This is a genomic window from Candidatus Pelagibacter sp. HTCC7211, from assembly GCF_000155895.1.
GTDB lineage: Bacteria > Pseudomonadota > Alphaproteobacteria > Pelagibacterales > Pelagibacteraceae > Pelagibacter.
The window spans coordinates 831,044-847,604 of the sequence record NZ_DS995298.1 but is presented as its reverse complement, the minus strand read 5'-3'; the positions used below and the strand labels follow the sequence as shown (position 1 = coordinate 847,604).

General features: G+C 32.4%; 13 protein-coding genes and 3 tRNA genes. 1 reads left to right on the top strand and 15 read right to left on the bottom strand.

The genetic code is table 11. From position 1 onward, the window contains the following. Nucleotide 1 precedes the first annotated feature (1 nt). The 15 genes from fusA to PB7211_RS04425 form a co-directional block, all read right to left on the bottom strand. Complete coding sequence (fusA, locus tag PB7211_RS04495; RefSeq protein ID WP_008544337.1) at nucleotides 2-2,080, bottom strand: elongation factor G; 2,079 nt, start codon at nucleotides 2,078-2,080, stop codon at nucleotides 2-4. 6 nt (nucleotides 2,081-2,086) lie between these two features. After that, complete coding sequence (rpsG, locus tag PB7211_RS04490) at nucleotides 2,087-2,557, bottom strand: 30S ribosomal protein S7 (protein WP_008544899.1); 471 nt, start codon at nucleotides 2,555-2,557, stop codon at nucleotides 2,087-2,089. Beyond that, nucleotides 2,557-2,928, bottom strand: a complete 372-nt coding sequence (gene rpsL, locus PB7211_RS04485) for a 30S ribosomal protein S12 (RefSeq protein ID WP_008545281.1) — start codon at nucleotides 2,926-2,928, stop codon at nucleotides 2,557-2,559. The genes rpsG and rpsL overlap by 1 nt, the downstream gene beginning before the upstream one ends. Nucleotides 2,929-3,099: 171 nt before the next feature. After that, nucleotides 3,100-7,269 (bottom strand): DNA-directed RNA polymerase subunit beta', encoded by a 4,170-nt coding sequence (gene rpoC / locus PB7211_RS04480; protein ID WP_008544099.1) that lies wholly within the window; start codon nucleotides 7,267-7,269, stop codon nucleotides 3,100-3,102. 1 nt (nucleotide 7,270) lies between these two features. Further along, nucleotides 7,271-11,356 carry a DNA-directed RNA polymerase subunit beta gene (rpoB, locus tag PB7211_RS04475; protein ID WP_008545012.1) on the bottom strand — a complete coding sequence of 1,362 codons (4,086 nt, stop codon included), beginning with the start codon at nucleotides 11,354-11,356 and terminating at the stop codon, nucleotides 7,271-7,273. Nucleotides 11,357-11,412: 56 nt separating this feature from the next. Beyond that, a complete protein-coding gene (gene rplL, locus PB7211_RS04470) occupies nucleotides 11,413-11,778 on the bottom strand; it encodes a 50S ribosomal protein L7/L12 (RefSeq protein WP_008545031.1) in 366 nt (121 codons plus the stop codon). Nucleotides 11,779-11,784: 6 nt separating this feature from the next. Then, nucleotides 11,785-12,303 carry a 50S ribosomal protein L10 gene (gene rplJ / locus PB7211_RS04465; protein ID WP_034399241.1) on the bottom strand — a complete coding sequence of 173 codons (519 nt, stop codon included), beginning with the start codon at nucleotides 12,301-12,303 and terminating at the stop codon, nucleotides 11,785-11,787. Nucleotides 12,304-12,308: 5 nt separating this feature from the next. After that, the gene (gene rplA / locus PB7211_RS04460; protein ID WP_008544821.1) at nucleotides 12,309-12,998 is read right to left on the bottom strand and encodes a 50S ribosomal protein L1; all 690 of its coding nucleotides are present in this window, start codon (nucleotides 12,996-12,998) and stop codon (nucleotides 12,309-12,311) included. Then, the gene (rplK, locus tag PB7211_RS04455) at nucleotides 12,998-13,423 is read right to left on the bottom strand and encodes a 50S ribosomal protein L11 (protein ID WP_008545199.1); all 426 of its coding nucleotides are present in this window, start codon (nucleotides 13,421-13,423) and stop codon (nucleotides 12,998-13,000) included. The genes rplA and rplK overlap by 1 nt, the downstream gene beginning before the upstream one ends. After that, nucleotides 13,423-13,953: a transcription termination/antitermination protein NusG gene (gene nusG / locus PB7211_RS04450; RefSeq protein ID WP_008545981.1), complete on the bottom strand. Its 531-nt coding sequence runs from the start codon at nucleotides 13,951-13,953 to the stop codon at nucleotides 13,423-13,425. The genes rplK and nusG overlap by 1 nt, the downstream gene beginning before the upstream one ends. Beyond that, nucleotides 13,953-14,144: a preprotein translocase subunit SecE gene (secE, locus tag PB7211_RS04445; RefSeq protein ID WP_008545339.1), complete on the bottom strand. Its 192-nt coding sequence runs from the start codon at nucleotides 14,142-14,144 to the stop codon at nucleotides 13,953-13,955. The genes nusG and secE overlap by 1 nt, the downstream gene beginning before the upstream one ends. Nucleotides 14,145-14,161: 17 nt before the next feature. Next, nucleotides 14,162-14,237 (bottom strand) — tRNA-Trp (locus PB7211_RS04440). 10 nt (nucleotides 14,238-14,247) lie between these two features. Continuing rightward, nucleotides 14,248-15,438 carry an elongation factor Tu gene (gene tuf / locus PB7211_RS04435; protein WP_008544772.1) on the bottom strand — a complete coding sequence of 397 codons (1,191 nt, stop codon included), beginning with the start codon at nucleotides 15,436-15,438 and terminating at the stop codon, nucleotides 14,248-14,250. 46 nt (nucleotides 15,439-15,484) lie between these two features. Then, nucleotides 15,485-15,558, bottom strand: a tRNA-Gly gene (locus tag PB7211_RS04430). A gap of 45 nt (nucleotides 15,559-15,603) precedes the next feature. Beyond that, nucleotides 15,604-15,689 (bottom strand) — tRNA-Tyr (locus PB7211_RS04425). 128 nt (nucleotides 15,690-15,817) lie between these two features. On the opposite strand from PB7211_RS04425, the gene rlmB reads away from it, so the two are divergent. Further along, nucleotides 15,818-16,561 carry a 23S rRNA (guanosine(2251)-2'-O)-methyltransferase RlmB gene (rlmB, locus tag PB7211_RS04420; RefSeq protein ID WP_008545467.1) on the top strand — a complete coding sequence of 248 codons (744 nt, stop codon included), beginning with the start codon at nucleotides 15,818-15,820 and terminating at the stop codon, nucleotides 16,559-16,561.

The following is a 16,561-nucleotide window of genomic DNA, read 5'->3' as shown; positions in this document are numbered from 1 at the left end:
TTTACCCTGCAATCTTTTTAGTTACTTCGTCTTGAACATTTTGAGGTACTTTTGAGTAATGATCAAAAAACATTGAATATTGAGCTCTACCTTGAGACATAGATCTTAAATTATTAATATATCCAAACATATTTGCTAGAGGTACCATTGCTGTTATTACAGTAGCATTACCTCTTTGTTCTTGAGTGCTTATCTGACCTCTTCTACTATTTAAATCTCCAATAACATCTCCCATGTAGTCCTCTGGTGTAACCACTTCAACTCTCATAACTGGTTCTAATAATTTTAATGTTCCTTTTGTACAAGCTTCTTTGAAACATGCTCTACTAGCTAATTCAAAAGCAAGAACACTTGAGTCAACATCATGATGTAGACCATCCAAAATCGTAACTTTATAATCTATCATTGGAAATCCAGCTAAAATTCCACCATCTGATACAGTTTCAATACCTTTCTCTACTCCTGGAATAAATTCTTTAGGAATTGCTCCACCCTTAATTTTACTTTCAACTAATCTTCCTGCACCTGGTTCTTGAGGTTCAACTAATAATTTAACTTTTGCAAATTGTCCTGCACCACCACTTTGCTTCTTGTGTGTGTATTCTACTTCTGATGCATTTTCTAATGTTTCTCTGTATGCAACTTGAGGTGCTCCAACATTGGCTTCAACTTTAAATTCTCTTTTCATTCTATCAACGATAATATCCAAGTGAAGTTCGCCCATACCTTTTATGATTGTTTGACCTGACTCCTCGTCTGATGTAACTCTGAATGAAGGATCTTCTGCAGCTAGTCTTCCTAATGCTTCTCCCATTTTTTCTTGGTCAGCCTTTGTTTTTGGCTCAACAGCAATTTCAATAACTGGTTCTGGGAATTCCATAGGTTCTAGTAAAACTGGATTATCTTTATCGCATAAAGTATGACCGGTTATTGTATTTTTTAAACCTGCTAATGCAACAATATCACCTGCATTTGCTTCTTTAATATCTTCTCGAGAATTTGCATGCATTAATAACATTCTTCCCACTCTTTCCTCTTTTTCTTTTGAGGAATTAAATACAGCCGTACCTGTTTTAATTGTTCCAGAATAAACTCTTATAAAAGTTAGTGATCCAACAAAAGGGTCATTGGCAACCTTAAAAGCTAAAGCTGAAAATGGAGCACTGTCTTCAAATTTCATTTCAATTTCTTCATCAGTGCCTAATTTAGTTCCATTGATAGATCCTATATCTACCGGACTTGGTAAATAGTTTACAACAGCATCTAGTAATGGTTGAACCCCTTTGTTTTTAAATGCAGAGCCAGTTAAAACTGGCACAAAACTGAAATTTAAAGTTCCTTTTCTAATACATTTAATTAAATCCTCTTCCTTAATCTCATCACCATTCAAGTAAGCTTCCATAAGATTTTCATCTTGTTCAACAGCTGTTTCTACTAATTCAGTTCTATATTTTTGAGAAATTTCTTTCAAATCATCTGGAATATCTTTGTATTCCCACTCAGCTCCTAATGCTTCATTTTTCCAGACTTGAGCTTTCATTTTTACTAGATCTACAACACCAGTTAATGAAGCTTCTATACCAATAGGGACTTGTAATGCTAATGGTTTAGCTCCTAGCCTATCTCTAATCATATCCACACATCTAAAGAAATCTGCTCCAGTTCTGTCTAATTTATTAACAAAACATATTCTTGGAACTTTGTATTTATCTGCTTGCCTCCATACTGTTTCAGATTGAGGTTCAACACCTGCAACACCATCAAAAACAGCCACAGCTCCATCTAACACCTTTAGTGATCTTTCTACTTCAATAGTAAAATCTACGTGACCCGGAGTATCAATAATATTGACTCTATGATCATTCCAAAAACAAGTAGTAGCTGCAGAGGTGATTGTAATTCCTCTTTCTTGCTCCTGCTCCATCCAATCCATTGTTGCGGCGCCGTCGTGCACTTCACCAATTTTATGACTTTTACCAGTATAATATAAAACTCTTTCAGTAGTGGTAGTTTTACCAGCATCAATATGAGCCATGATCCCGATATTTCTGTATTTTTCTAATGTATGAGATCTAGCCATAATTTTTTACCATCTAAAATGTGCAAAAGCTTTATTTGACTCTGCCATTTTATGCACATCCTCTCTTTTTTTTACAGCAGCACCTTTTTTTTCATAAGCATCAAAAAGTTCATTAAATATTTTATCAGACATATGTTTATCTTTTCTTTTTCTTGCTGAGTCCACTAACCATCTAATTGCTAAAGCTTGAGCTCTTTTGCTTTTTACTTCAACGGGTACTTGATAAGTTGCACCACCAACCCTTCTAGATCTTACTTCTACGGTTGGTTTAATATTATTAATTGCCTCGTTAAAAATATTTATTGGTTCATCTTTTGATTTTGTTTTAATCTTTTCAATTGCATCATATACTATCTTGGCTGCAACACCTCTTTTGCCATCATACATGATATTATTTATTAATTTTGGAATTACAGTTGAATTGAATTTTGGATCAGGAACAACATTTTTTTTAGGTTGAGTTTTTTTTCTAGACATTATTTACCTTTTTTAGTTCCATATAAAGATCTTCTTTTTTTTCTATTTGCTACCCCTTGTGTATCAAGATTACCTCTTAAAATATGGTAACGAACACCAGGTAAATCTTTAACTCTTCCACCTCGAATTAAAACTACAGAGTGTTCTTGTAAGTTATGTCCTTCACCTGGAATATAAGCTGTTACTTCAAAGCCATTAGAGAGTCTTACTCTAGCAACTTTTCTTAAAGCTGAATTTGGTTTTTTTGGAGTTGTTGTATAAACTTTTACACAAACACCTCTTTTTAAAGGTTGCTTTTGTAACGCTGGAACTTTGTTCCTAGAAACTTGTTTGACTCTTTTTTTTCTTAACAACTGGTTAATAGTTGGCATAAATTTTTTAAATTAATTAGTTTATTTTTAGGTGAAAATAACTGACAGGTTATTTTGTGGCAGCGTTTAGTACTATTAGCAGGTACTACATTCCAACCAAAAATATCGCCAAAATACTTAATAATCTGGCTTTGTCAAACTAAAACTTCAATTTTCAAGTGATTTAAATGACTAATTTGCTGGTGTTTCAGCAGCTTCTGTTGACTCTATTTTATCTTGTTCTGCAATAAAATTATTGTCATCTTCAAGAGCTTTTTTGTTCCATTTGTTCTTAATATTTCCAGTTCCAGCTGGGACTAACCTACCAACTATAACATTTTCTTTTAATCCATTTAATGGATCAACCTTACCTTTAATTGCAGCATCTGTCAGAACTCTTGTTGTTTCTTGGAATGAAGCGGCTGAGATGAATGACTCAGTTTGTAATGATGCTTTGGTTATGCCCATTAAAACTCTTTCTCCAACTGCTGGCGTTTTACCTTCAGCAACAAGTTTTTCGTTTGCATTATCGAATTTAATTCTATCTATCACTTCACCAGGTAAATAATTAGAGTCACCTGAAACTTTAACTTCAACTTTTTTAAGCATTTGTCTTAAAATAGTTTCAATGTGTTTGTCATTTATAATTACACCTTGTAGTCTATATACTTCTTGAACTTGATTAACAAAATATTCAGTCAATTCTTTAATTCCAAGTATTCTTAAAATATCATGAGGTAATGGTTGTCCATCCAATAAATATTCACCTTTTTGAATTTTTTCGCCAGGATTAAAATTAATATGTTTTCCTTTAGGAATTAAATAGTTTGAAGCTTCTGCACCATCTTCAGGAACAATCGATACTCTTTGTTTTCCTCTTACTTCTTTTCCAAACACAACTTGACCATCGTTTTCTGCAATAATAGCACTATCTTTTGCTTTTCTTGCTTCGAATAATTCTGCTACTCTTGGAAGACCTCCAGTAATATCTTTTGTTTTAGTAGTTTCTTTGGGAAGTCTTGCAATTACATCTCCAGCATATACTTTTTGTCCATCTTTAATGGATAGAATTGAATCTGGAACTAAATAATATCTTGCTTCATTGTCATCAGCCTTTTTAATTACATTTCCTTTTTCATCTCTTAAAGTAATTCTTGGTTTTAAATCTGTACTTTTTGATTGTGCCCTCCAGTCAATTACTGATTTAGATGAAATACCTGTGGCATCATCTGTGGTTTCTTGAATTGAAACACCATCAATTAAATCAACAAAACTTGCTGTACCACTTTTTTCTGCAATTACTGGTGTTGTGTAAGGGTCCCATTCACAAATTTTAGTATTTGCTTTTATTTTGTCACCATTATTAAAAAATAATTTTGATCCATAAGCTACTTTATAAACTGCTATTTGAACTCCATTATCATCTTCAATTGAAAGTTGAGTATTTCTTCCCATTACAATTAAGTTTTTCTTAGAATCTTCTAAAATATTAGAGTTTATAATTTTAAGAGTACCTTCGCTTTTACTTACGATTTGAGATTCTTGTTTTACTGAAGCTGTACCACCTACGTGGAATGTTCTCATAGTTAACTGTGTTCCAGGTTCACCAATTGATTGAGCAGAAATCATACCAATTGCCTCACCAACATGAACCATTTTACCTCTTGATAGATCCCTACCATAACACGTTGCACAAACACCTTCTTTTGAGCTACATGTCATTACTGAATAAACTTTGATCGATTTTACGCCTGCAGCATCTATTAAATCACAACCTGCTTCATCTATCATTTCTGATTTTTTAACAACAACTTCACCTGTTAATGGATTTTTAACGTCACCAGCTGTAACTCTTCCTAAAGCTCTTTCTGATAAACTTACAACAACATTTCCACCTTCTAGAATTTCTGAAAGTTCAATAAAACCAGGATTATCACATTGTACTTTAGTGATAGTTAAATCTTGTGCAACATCACAAAGTCTTCTTGTTAAGTATCCAGAACTTGCAGTTTTAAGCGCTGTATCAGCAAGACCTTTTCTTGCTCCGTGTGTAGAGTTAAAATATTCTAATGCTGTTAATCCTTCTTTAAAATTTGATATAATTGGACTTTCAATAATTTCACCTGAAGGTTTTGCAATTAATCCTCTCATACCGGCTAATTGTTTCATTTGTGCTGCTGATCCTCTAGCACCACTATCAGCCATCATATAAACTGAATTAATTTTTAAACCCTCTTCTGTTTTTTCAGTCGCTGAAATACCTTTCATCATTTCACCAGCAACACTATCGGTACACTTAGACCAAGCATCAACTACTTTATTATATTTTTCACCTCTAGTAATTAAGCCTTCTGCATATTGAGTTTCGTAATCAGCAATTAATTTTTTAGTATTATCGATAAGTTGTGTTTTGCTCTCTGGGATTACAAGATCATCTTTTCCAAAAGATATACCAGCTTTAAATGCATGTTTAAAACCTAAATCTTTTAGCTTATCGCAAAATATAACTGTAGTTTTTTGACCACAAAACCTAAAGACTACATCAATAATTTCTGAAACAACTTTTTTAGGTAGTAATCTATCTACTAGAGAAAATTTAATATTACTATTTTTTGGAAGCAAGTTAGCTAATAAGAATCTCCCTGCAGTAGATGTATATTTTTCAAATTTTTTATTCCCATTTTCATCTACAGTTGCAATTCTTGATATAATAGTACTATGTACTTTTATTTGGTCTGAAGATAAGGCAAATTCAATTGCATCTACGTCAACAAAATAACCTGCTGGTTTATCAGTCAAAGGTTCTTGAGAAAGATAATATATACCTAAAATCATATCCTGACTTGGAACGATAATTGGCTTTCCATTAGATGGTGACAAAATATTGTTTGTGGATAACATTAATATTCTTGCTTCTAATTGAGCTTCTAAACTTAGTGGAACATGAACTGCCATTTGGTCACCATCAAAGTCAGCATTAAAAGCTGCACAAGTTAATGGGTGTAATTCAATAGCATCGCCCTCAATTAATTTTGGTTCAAATGCCTGAACACCTAATCTATGAAGTGTTGGTGCTCTGTTTAATATCACAGGGTGCTCTCTAACAATTAACTCTAGTGCATCCCAAACTGCATTTGTCTCTTTTTCAACCAATTTTTTAGCTTGTTTAATAGTTGAAGCTAAACCTTGTTTGTTTAATCTTGCGTAAAGAAATGGTTTAAATAATTCAAGAGCCATTTTTTTAGGTAATCCACACTCATGAAGCTTTAAATCTGGTCCAACGACAATTACAGATCTTCCAGAGTAATCCACTCTTTTTCCCAATAAGTTTTGTCTAAATCTTCCTTGCTTACCTTTAAGCATTTCTGCCAGCGATTTAAGAGGTCTTTTACCAGTACCAGTTATTACTCTTCCTCTTCTACCGTTATCAAATAATGCATCTACAGATTCTTGTAACATTCTTTTTTCATTACGAACGATTATATCTGGAGCTTTAAGGTCCATTAATCTTTTTAATCTGTTATTTCGATTAATTACTCTCCTGTAAAGATCGTTAAGGTCTGATGTTGCAAACCTTCCACCATCTAATGGAACTAAAGGTCTTAGTTCAGGTGGAATTACTGGAACAACTGTTAAAATCATCCACTCTGGTTTTTGACCTGTTTCAATAAATGACTCTAAAAGTTTTAATCTTTTAATAGCTCTTTCTTCATTAACTTTTGATTTTGTCTCTTTAATAAAACTTACAAGATTTTTTCTCTCTAGCTCTAAGTCTAAATTCTTTAACATTTCTAGAACTGCTTCAGCACCTATTCCTGCAGTAAATGATTCTTCACCAAACTCGTCTTGATATTTGGCTAATTCTTCTTCATTTAATAGTTGGTTTTTTTGTAATCCAGTTAAACCTGGCTCAATAACAATAAAATTTTCAAAATATAAAACTCTTTCAATCTCTTTAAGCTTCATATCAACTGCTAGAGCAATTCTACTAGGTAAAGATTTTAAAAACCAAATATGTGCTACAGGTGTTGCAAGGTTTATATGTCCCATTCTTTCTCTACGAACATTAGATTTAGTTACTTCAACTCCACATTTCTCACAGATTATTCCTCTAAATTTCATTCGTTTGTATTTTCCACACAAACATTCATAATCTTTAATTGGTCCAAAAATTCTTGCACAGAACAATCCATCTTTTTCAGGTCTGAAAGTTCTGTAATTTATAGTTTCTGGCTTTTTAATTTCTCCAAATGTCCAAGATTTTATTTTTTCAGGACTAGCTAATGAAATTTTTATACTATTAAAGTTTTGAGCTTCAGATATTTCAGTATTTTTAAATAAATCTGTTAATTCTTTTTTCATTTTAGTTAAGCTCCACGTTTAATGCTAATGATTTAATCTCTTTGACTAATACGTTAAATGATTCAGGTATTCCAGACTCAAAGTTTTCTTCACCTTTAACAATTGTTTCATATACTTTAACTCTTCCTGCAACATCATCTGATTTAACAGTTAGAATTTCTTGAAGTGTATAAGATGCACCATAGGCTTCTAAAGCCCATACTTCCATTTCACCAAACCTTTGACCACCAAGTTGAGCTTTTCCACCCAATGGTTGCTGTGTAACTAAACTATATGGTCCTGTTGATCTTGCGTGAATTTTATCTTCAACTAAGTGATGAAGTTTTAACATGTAAATTATTCCAACAGTTACTGGTCTATCAAATTTTTCACCAGTTCTACCATCCCATAAGTATGTTTGTCCTGAGCCAGGTAGATTTGCTAATTCCAGCATATCTGTAACATTTTTTTCTTTTGCACCATCAAATACTGGTGTTGATATAGCTATACCGTTTTGTAAATTTTCACATAAATCTTTAAACTCAGGTTTGCTCAGTTTTTCAACTTTTTCATTAAAAATTTCTTCCCCATAAACAGATTTTAAAAATTTTGATATTTTTTCAGTCTTTTCTATTTTTTTATTATTCTCATTAACTAGTTTTTTAACTTCTTCACCAAACTCTTTACAAGCCCATCCTAAATGTGTCTCTAAAATTTGACCTACATTCATCCTACTTGGTACTCCAAGTGGATTTAATACAATATCAACAGGTCTTCCATCCTCACGATATGGCATATCTTCAACAGGTACAATCTTACTAACTACACCTTTGTTTCCATGTCTTCCTGACATTTTATCACCCGGTCTTAATCTTCTTTTAATTGCAACAAAAACTTTTACCATTTTCATCACACTTGGAAGCAAATCATCGCCACTTCTAATTTTTAAAACTTTATCCTCAAATCTCTCTGTAATATCTTGTTTGGCTTTATTGTACTGATCTTTAAGTTGAGCAAGTGTTGCTTCATCATTTACATTTCCAACTGTAATTTTGAATACATCATTAACAGATAATTTATCTATTGTTTCAAAATCAAGTTTTGTACCTTCTGATAAATCTTTAACTTTTTTAATTAGAGACGATCCTGATAAAAATTGAGATGCTCTTTGCTTAATACTTCTCTCTAAAATTTCTTCTTCTACTATTTTATCCTGTTGAACTTGTTCAATTTCAGCTCTTTCAATAGTAATAGATCTTTCATCTTTCTCGATGCCATGTCTATTAAAAACTCTAACATCAACAACAGTACCACTACTTCCTCTTGACATTCTTAATGATGTGTCTGTAACATCAATAGCTTTTTCACCAAATATTGATCTTAATAATTTTTCCTCTGGACCTGAAGCTGAGTCCCCTTTTGGAGTAACTTTTCCTACAAGGATATCTCCTGCATTAACTTCTGCACCAATATAAACTATTCCAGACTCATCAAGATTTTTTAATGCCTCTTCGTTAACATTTGGAATATCTCTTGTGATATCTTCTTCACCTAATTTAGTGTCCCTAGCCATAATTTCATATTCAACAATGTGAACTGAAGTAAATACATCGTCTGTTACACATCTTTCTGAAATTAATATAGAATCTTCAAAGTTGTATCCTTGCCAAGGCATGAATGCTACAGTCACATTCTTACCTAATGCTAGTTCACCTAATTTTGTTGATGGGCCGTCTGCAATAATATCTCCAGTTTTAACTTTATCACCAACTCTAACTAATGGTTTTTGGTTAATACAAGTATTCTGATTTGATCTTTTAAATTTTTGAAGGTTGTAAATATCTACCCCTGATTTAGAAAAATCAGTTTCTTCAGTAGCTTTGATTACAATTCTTTTTCCATCAATTTTATCAACAATTCCATCTCTTTTAGAAACGATAGTTACACCAGAGTCTAATGCTACGTCACTTTCAATACCGGTACCAACTAGTGGTGATTCAGGTTTCAATAAAGGAACAGCTTGCCTCATCATATTTGATCCCATCAAAGCTCTGTTAGCGTCATCATTCTCTAAAAATGGAATTAATGATGCTGCAACTGATACAAGTTGTTTTGGTGATACATCGATATAATCAATCGTATCTGGTTTTGCCAATAGAAAATTAAGATTTTGTCTGCAAGAAACTAATTCTTCAACTATTTTTCCATTTTTGTCTAATTTTGTATTTGCTTGAGCGATAGTAAATTTTGTTTCTTCCATTGCAGATAGATACACAACATTATCTTGAACTACTCCATCTTTTACTTTTTTGTATGGACTTTCAATAAAACCATACTTGTTGATCTTTGCGTACGTCGATAAACTATTAATCAAACCAATGTTTGGACCTTCAGGTGTTTCAATTGGACAAATTCTTCCGTAGTGAGTTGGGTGCACGTCACGTACTTCAAATCCAGCTCTTTCTCTAGTTAATCCTCCAGGACCTAAGGCTGATACTCTTCTTTTATGAGTAATTTCAGATAATGGATTTGTTTGATCCATAAATTGAGAAAGTTGCGAGCTTGCAAAAAAGTCTTTTAATGAAACTGTTAATGGTTTTGCATTAATCAAATCTTGAGGCATAGCTGACTCAACATCGAGTGTGGTCATTTTTTCCTTAATCGCTCTTTCCATTCTATAAACGCCAATTCTTGCTTGGTTTTCAACTAGTTCACCAACAGATCGAACTCTTCTATTTCCAAGGTGATCAATATCATCTACATCATCTTTACCATCCCTTAAATCTAGCATTTTATGAACTATCGCAATTATATCGTCATTTCTTAAAATGGTTATTTTATCTGAACAATCTTGATTTAGTCTTGAGTTCATTTTAACTCTTCCAACATCTGATAAGTCGTATCTGTCGGAACTGAAGAATAAATTATTAAATATTTGAGTAGCTATTTCAATTGTAGGTGGTTCACCAGGTCTTAGCATTTTATAAATTTCAGTAATAGCTTCATCTTTAGAATTATTCTTATCGTTTAGGATTGTAGTTAATAAATAAGGTCCTTTATTGATAGAATTTGTTACTGATATTTGTAAAGAATGGATATTTGCATCTGAAATTTGTTGAATAATTGTATCGTTTAGCTCAGTTCCAATCTTAAATACTCCTTCTTCTTCTTCACTAACCTTGACATCTCTGTGTAAAAATTTACCAAATAAAGACTCTCTTGAAACTAAAATGTCTTTTAAACCATCATTTGCTAATTTTTTTGCATTTAAAAAATTAATTTTATCACCTAATTTAATAACAACTTCTCCAGTTTTGGCATCAATTACCTCTTCAGAGAAATTTTTAGCTTTATAATTTTCAGGATTAAATTTAGTTTTCCATTTTTCAGTTTTTGGATCAAAAGTATATAGTTCGTTTGCATAAAACTCATCAGCGATCTCAGCTTTTGAATATCCAAGCGCTAATAATAATGTTGATGCAAAAATTTTCTTTTTTCTATCAATCTTAAAATATAAAAAATCTTTTACATCATACTCAAAATCTAACCAAGATCCTCTGTTTGGAATTACTCTACAGTTAAATAATAATTTTCCACTTGCATGAGTTTTTCCCTTATCATGATCAAAAAATACACCTGGACTTCTGTGCATTTGATTAACCACAACTCTTTGAACTCCATTAGTTATAAAAGTACCACTGTTTGTCATCATGGGAACTTCACCCATGTAAACTTCTTGCTCTTTTGCTGACAAAATATCTTTAGTGTTATTGTCTTGATCTATTTCATAAACTACTAATCTTAATGTGCATTTAAGTGCAGATGAATAAGTTAGACCTCTAGTTATACATTCTTCAACATCAAATTTTGGCTTATCTAATCTATAAGATACATATTCTAATGTTGCTTTATCGTTTAAATCTTCAATAGGAAATATACTTTTAAAAACTCTATCAAAACCTTTTGTTAACTCTGCTTCAGAATAAAATTCTGTTAATTCTTTGTAAGAATTTTTTTGCACTTCAATAAGATTTGGAATAGATAAACTTTCTTTTAGTTTACCAAAACTTTTTCTTATATTTTTCTTTTCAGTAAAAGATAATTGCATTTATATTTAATAATACTGATTAAAAATAATCAGTATTCGAATTCTTTCTTGTTAATTTATTTAAGTTCTACTTTAGCGCCCGCAGCTTCTAACTTAGCTTTGATCTCTTCAGCTTCTTTTTTATTAACACCAGATTTAACTTCTTTTGGTGCTCCCTCTACAAGATCTTTAGCTTCTTTTAAACCTAATGAAGTTGCTGCTCTAACTTCTTTGATAACGTTAATTTTTTTCTCACCAGCCGACACAAGCATAATTGTAAAATCATCTTTGTCTTCTGCTGGAGCTGCACCACCTGCTGCTGCTGGAGCTGCTGCTGCCATTGGAGTAACACCCCATTTTTCTTCTAATTGTTTTGAAAGTTCAGCTGCCTCTGCAACAGTTAAACTCGAAAGGTCTTCAATAATTTTATTTAGGTCAGGCATATTTTATTACTCTTTAGGTTGTGTTTCAGAATTTTCTGCGGACAAACTACTCATTTTTTCTGAGTATGCAAGCAAAATACTCACTAATTTAGACGCTGGAGCATTTAAAATACCAACAATATTTGCTCTTGCTTCATCTAATGTTGGCAAACTTGCTACATTTTGGACACCGGCCTGGTCTAAGACCTCATTATCCATAATTCCACCAATTAATTTTAAACTATCGTTATCTTTTGCAAATTTAGACAAAATTCTTGCAGACATAATTGCATCTTCACCAAAAGCTACTGCTGTTGGTCCTTTAAATAAGTCTGACAATTCTTTACACTTAGTATTTTCTAAAGCTAATTTAGTGATTCTATTTTTTGTAATTTTAAAAATAATTCCATGCTCTCTCATCTGAGCTCTTAATTCATCCAGTTGAACCATAGTCAATCCCTGATAATGAGTAACCATAACAGCTTTACTATTTTCAAACTGTGTTGACATTTCAGAAATATAATTCTTTTTTTGAACTTTGGTCATCATAACTAAATCGCCTTCCCTAATTTAACTTTATATGAAACACCCATAGTTGAAGTTACAAAAGTATTTTTAATTAAATCACCTTTGAGAGTATTGTTAGACTTTTCTTTTTCTAGAGCATCTAATACCGCATGGAAGTTTTTTAATAACTGATCATCATGAAAAGATTTTTTTCCAATGCTAACACCAATGTTGCCATCTTTATCATTTCTAATTTCAACTTGACCTGATTTAGCGTTTGTAATAGCTTCTTTAATATTTTCAGATACAGAACCAAGTTTTGGGTTAGGCATCAATCCTTTTGGACCTAAAACTTTTCCTAATTTTGATAGTTTGATCATCATACCAGGTGTGCAAATTAATTTTTCAAAATTTAATTCACCACCTTTAATTTTTTCAACAAATTCATCACTTCCAACAATATCTGCTCCAGCATCTCTTGCTTCTTGAGCTTTGTTTTCTTCACAAACAACAGCAACTTTTACATCTTTACCAGTTCCACCAGGTAAGTTTACAACTGTTCTAATATTAACTTCGCTTTTCTTTTGTTTATTATTAATCTGGAAACTTAAGTCTAAAGACTCATCAAATTTAGTTGTACAGTTTTCTTTTAATTGAGGTAATAATTTTTCAATTACATCTGCATTTAAATCTTTAGTATTTTTAGGTAATTTTTTATATCTTTTTGAAGCCATTATTCTTTTACCTCTATACCCATTGATCTTGCAGAACCTGCAATAATTTTTATTGCTTCATCTAAATCATGAGCATTTAAATCAGCCATTTTTTGATTAGCAATATCTTCTAATTGTTTTTTTGAAATTGTTGCAACAATATTTCTACCTGGTTCTTTTGATCCACCTTTAAGTTTAACTGCTTCTTTTATAAAAAAAGATGCTGGTGGTGATTTAATTTTAAAATCAAATTTTTTGTCTTTATAGACCGTTATCTCAACTGGTACAGGTTTACCTGCCATTGATTTTGTTTTGTCATTAAATGCTTTGCAAAATTCCATAATGTTAACACCACGTTGACCTAATGCTGGACCAACAGGTGGAGCAGGATTTGCTTGACCACCTTTAATTTGTAATTTTATAAATCCACTTATCTCTTTTGCCATTAACTTACTTTCTCAACTTGGTTATATTCTAAATCTACTGGTGTTGGACGTCCAAATATAGAAACAGAGACCTTAAGTCTAGACTTTTCTTCATCTATATCTTCCACCATTCCACTGAATGATGCAAAAGGACCATCAACTACCTGAACTTTTTCACCAACGCTGTACTCTATACCAGATTTTGGCTGAGCCACACCATCTTTTATTTGACCTAATATCTTCTCTATTTCTTTATCTGAAACTGGAACAGGAATTCCTTTTGATCCAAGAAAACCACTCACTCTCTTTATGTTTTTAATCATGTGATAGATATTGTTGTCCATTTCACTTTTGATTAGCACGTAACCTGGAAAATATTTCTTTTTTCTTTGAACTCTCTTACCTCTTTTAACTTCAGTTACATCGTGAGTTGGAACAATAATTTCCTCAAATTTTTCACCAATTTTAGCTTTATCAGCCTCTTCTTTAATAAGGCCAGCCACTTTGTTTTCAAAGCTTGAATGTGATTGAACAATATACCAATTTTTCATTAAATACTCACTTTAAGTAGTAGTTCTAAAAAAAACTTTAAAACCTGATCTAAAAGAAGAAAAAACAATGACATTATTACAGCCATTGCAAATACCATTAAAGCACCTTGTAATGTCTCTTTCCATGTAGGCCATGAAACTTTAAAAGCCTCTTGTTTAACTTCCTGAATAAATTTAATCGGGTTTTTCATAATCTTTAAGCTCTAATTGGCAGGAGCGGAGGGACTCGAACCCTCAGCCTCCGGTTTTGGAGACCGGCGCTCTACCAATTGAGCTACACTCCTATTTATAGAGTTACTCTATAATTTTAGTTACTACTCCTGCTCCAACAGTTCTTCCACCTTCTCTAATTGCAAAGTTTAATTGTTCAGCCATTGCAATCGGTGTAATTAACTTAACAGTAAATTTAGCATCATCACCTGGCATTACCATTTCAGTACCTGCTGGCAACTCTACTTCACCTGTTACATCAGTTGTTCTAAAATAAAACTGTGGTCTGTATTTAGTAAAGAACGGTGTATGTCTTCCACCCTCATCTTTTTTAAGTACATACGCTTGAGCTTCAAATTTAGTATGTGGAGTAATTGAACCAGGCTTACAAAGAACTTGTCCTCTTTCGATGTCTGTTCTTTCAATACCTCTCAATAAAATTCCAACGTTATCACCAGCTTCACCTGAATCTAAAAGTTTTCTAAACATTTCAACACCAGTACAAACTGATTTTTTAGTTTCTCTAATTCCAACAATTTCAACTTCTTCACCAGTTTTAATTACACCTGACTCTACTCTTCCAGTTGCAACTGTTCCTCTTCCAGAAATTGAAAAAACGTCCTCAACCGGCATCAAGAAAGGTTTGTCAACTTCTCTAGCTGGTTGCGGAATATGCTCATCAACAGCTTTCATTAATTCTAAAATTGAATTTTTTCCAATTTCATCATCTCTTTTTTCTACAGCTGCTAATGCAGAACCTTTTACGATAGGAGTTGTTTCTCCAGGATATTTGTAAGATGTTAAAAGTTCTCTAATTTCTTCTTCAACAAGTTCGATCATATCTTTATCATCAACTTGGTCTACTTTATTTAAGTAAACAACAATTGCTGGGATTCCAACTTGTCTTCCTAAAAGAATATGTTCTCTTGTTTGAGGCATAGGACCATCAGCAGCATTTACTACTAAGATAGCACCATCCATTTGTGCAGCACCAGTGATCATATTTTTTACATAATCGGCGTGACCTGGACAATCAACGTGAGCATAATGTCTTTTTTCTGTTTCGTATTCAACGTGTGCAGTTGAAATTGTAATTCCTCTTTCTTTTTCTTCTGGAGCCTTATCGATTTGATCGTAAGCTACAGCAGTTCCACCACCAGCTTCTGCTAATACATTTGTAATAGCTGCAGTAAGAGTTGTTTTACCATGGTCGACATGACCAATAGTCCCAATGTTACAATGGGGTTTGCTTCTAACAAATTTTTCTTTTGACATTACTTTTTTACCTCAGTTTTTGTTTTCATTAATAATTTCTTTTTCTTGGAGCGGGTAAAGGGAATCGAACCCTTACATCCAGCTTGGAAGGCTAGCGTTCTACCATTGAACTACACCCGCACAACCCCAAGAGTAACACTCCACGTTATTAAAATTTTTATTGAATGGTGGAGGGGGAAAGATTCGAACTTTCGAAGACCGAAGTCAACGGGTTTACAGCCCGCCCCATTTGACCGCTCTGGAACCCCTCCTTTGGGGAAGTGTCCCCTGTTCAATAAAGCTTCAAACAACATGCGTTTTATATATTTTATTTATGCAAATGCAACACGTGATTTAATAAGAAAATATTCAAAAAAACGTGTAAAACTCTATTAAATTTATGAATAAATCATCCTTTTTCATCGCTGGCCAACATGCTGTAATAGAAGCTCTCAGAAATCCTAACAGGAAGGTTTTAAGAGTATTTTTAACTGAAGATGCAAAAAAAAATATTCATAAAAAGAACTCTAGAAAAAATGTATTAGAAGATGTCAAAGTTTACTTTAAATCAAAAAAAGAATTAGATAAATACACTTCAAAAGAACAATTAATGCATAATGGTTACATTGCAGAAGTTGAACATCTTGAACAGCCTGATCTCAAAGAGTTTATAAAAGAGAAAAAAGATTGTACTTTTGTATGTTTGGATGAAGTAACTGATCCAAGAAATATTGGTTCATTAATTAGAAGTGCTGCATCATTTAAAATTGATGGATTAATTGTCAAAGAAAGACATTTTCCAAGTGATAGTAAGCTGATGTATAAATCAGCAAGTGGGTGTATGGAACATCTAAACATTTTTAAAGTATCAAATATAAATTCTACACTTAAAAATTTAAGAGAGAAAAATTTTTGGGTATATGGTTTTGATGCAAGAGGCGAAAAAAATTTTACTGATGTTAAGTGGGAAGGAAAAAATGTTCTTCTTTTTGGATCCGAAGGTTTTGGTATGAAAGAACATACAGGTAAATACGCTGATTTTTTTGTTAAAATAGATATAAATAAAGATATAGAAAGTCTAAATATCTCAAATAGTGCAGCAATTGTATTTCATCATTTAAGTTATTTAAAAAAAAAGAGTTGA

Excerpts from the sequence above, each read along its gene's own strand:
- rplJ (WP_034399241.1), bottom strand. The coding sequence starts at position 12,303 with ATGACCAAAGTTCAAAAAAAGAATTATATTTCTGAAATGTCAACACAG.
- secE (WP_008545339.1), bottom strand. The coding sequence starts at position 14,144 with ATGAAAAACCCGATTAAATTTATTCAGGAAGTTAAACAAGAGGCTTTT.
- rpsG (WP_008544899.1), bottom strand. The coding sequence starts at position 2,557 with ATGTCTAGAAAAAAAACTCAACCTAAAAAAAATGTTGTTCCTGATCCA.
- rlmB (WP_008545467.1), top strand. The coding sequence starts at position 15,818 with ATGAATAAATCATCCTTTTTCATCGCTGGCCAACATGCTGTAATAGAA.
- rpsL (WP_008545281.1), bottom strand. The coding sequence starts at position 2,928 with ATGCCAACTATTAACCAGTTGTTAAGAAAAAAAAGAGTCAAACAAGTT.
- tuf (WP_008544772.1), bottom strand. The coding sequence starts at position 15,438 with ATGTCAAAAGAAAAATTTGTTAGAAGCAAACCCCATTGTAACATTGGG.
- rpoC (WP_008544099.1), bottom strand. The coding sequence starts at position 7,269 with ATGAAAAAAGAATTAACAGATTTATTTAAAAATACTGAAATATCTGAA.
- rplA (WP_008544821.1), bottom strand. The coding sequence starts at position 12,998 with ATGGCTTCAAAAAGATATAAAAAATTACCTAAAAATACTAAAGATTTA.
- nusG (WP_008545981.1), bottom strand. The coding sequence starts at position 13,953 with ATGAAAAATTGGTATATTGTTCAATCACATTCAAGCTTTGAAAACAAA.
- rplK (WP_008545199.1), bottom strand. The coding sequence starts at position 13,423 with ATGGCAAAAGAGATAAGTGGATTTATAAAATTACAAATTAAAGGTGGT.
- fusA (WP_008544337.1), bottom strand. The coding sequence starts at position 2,080 with ATGGCTAGATCTCATACATTAGAAAAATACAGAAATATCGGGATCATG.
- rpoB (WP_008545012.1), bottom strand. The coding sequence starts at position 11,356 with ATGCAATTATCTTTTACTGAAAAGAAAAATATAAGAAAAAGTTTTGGT.
- rplL (WP_008545031.1), bottom strand. The coding sequence starts at position 11,778 with ATGCCTGACCTAAATAAAATTATTGAAGACCTTTCGAGTTTAACTGTT.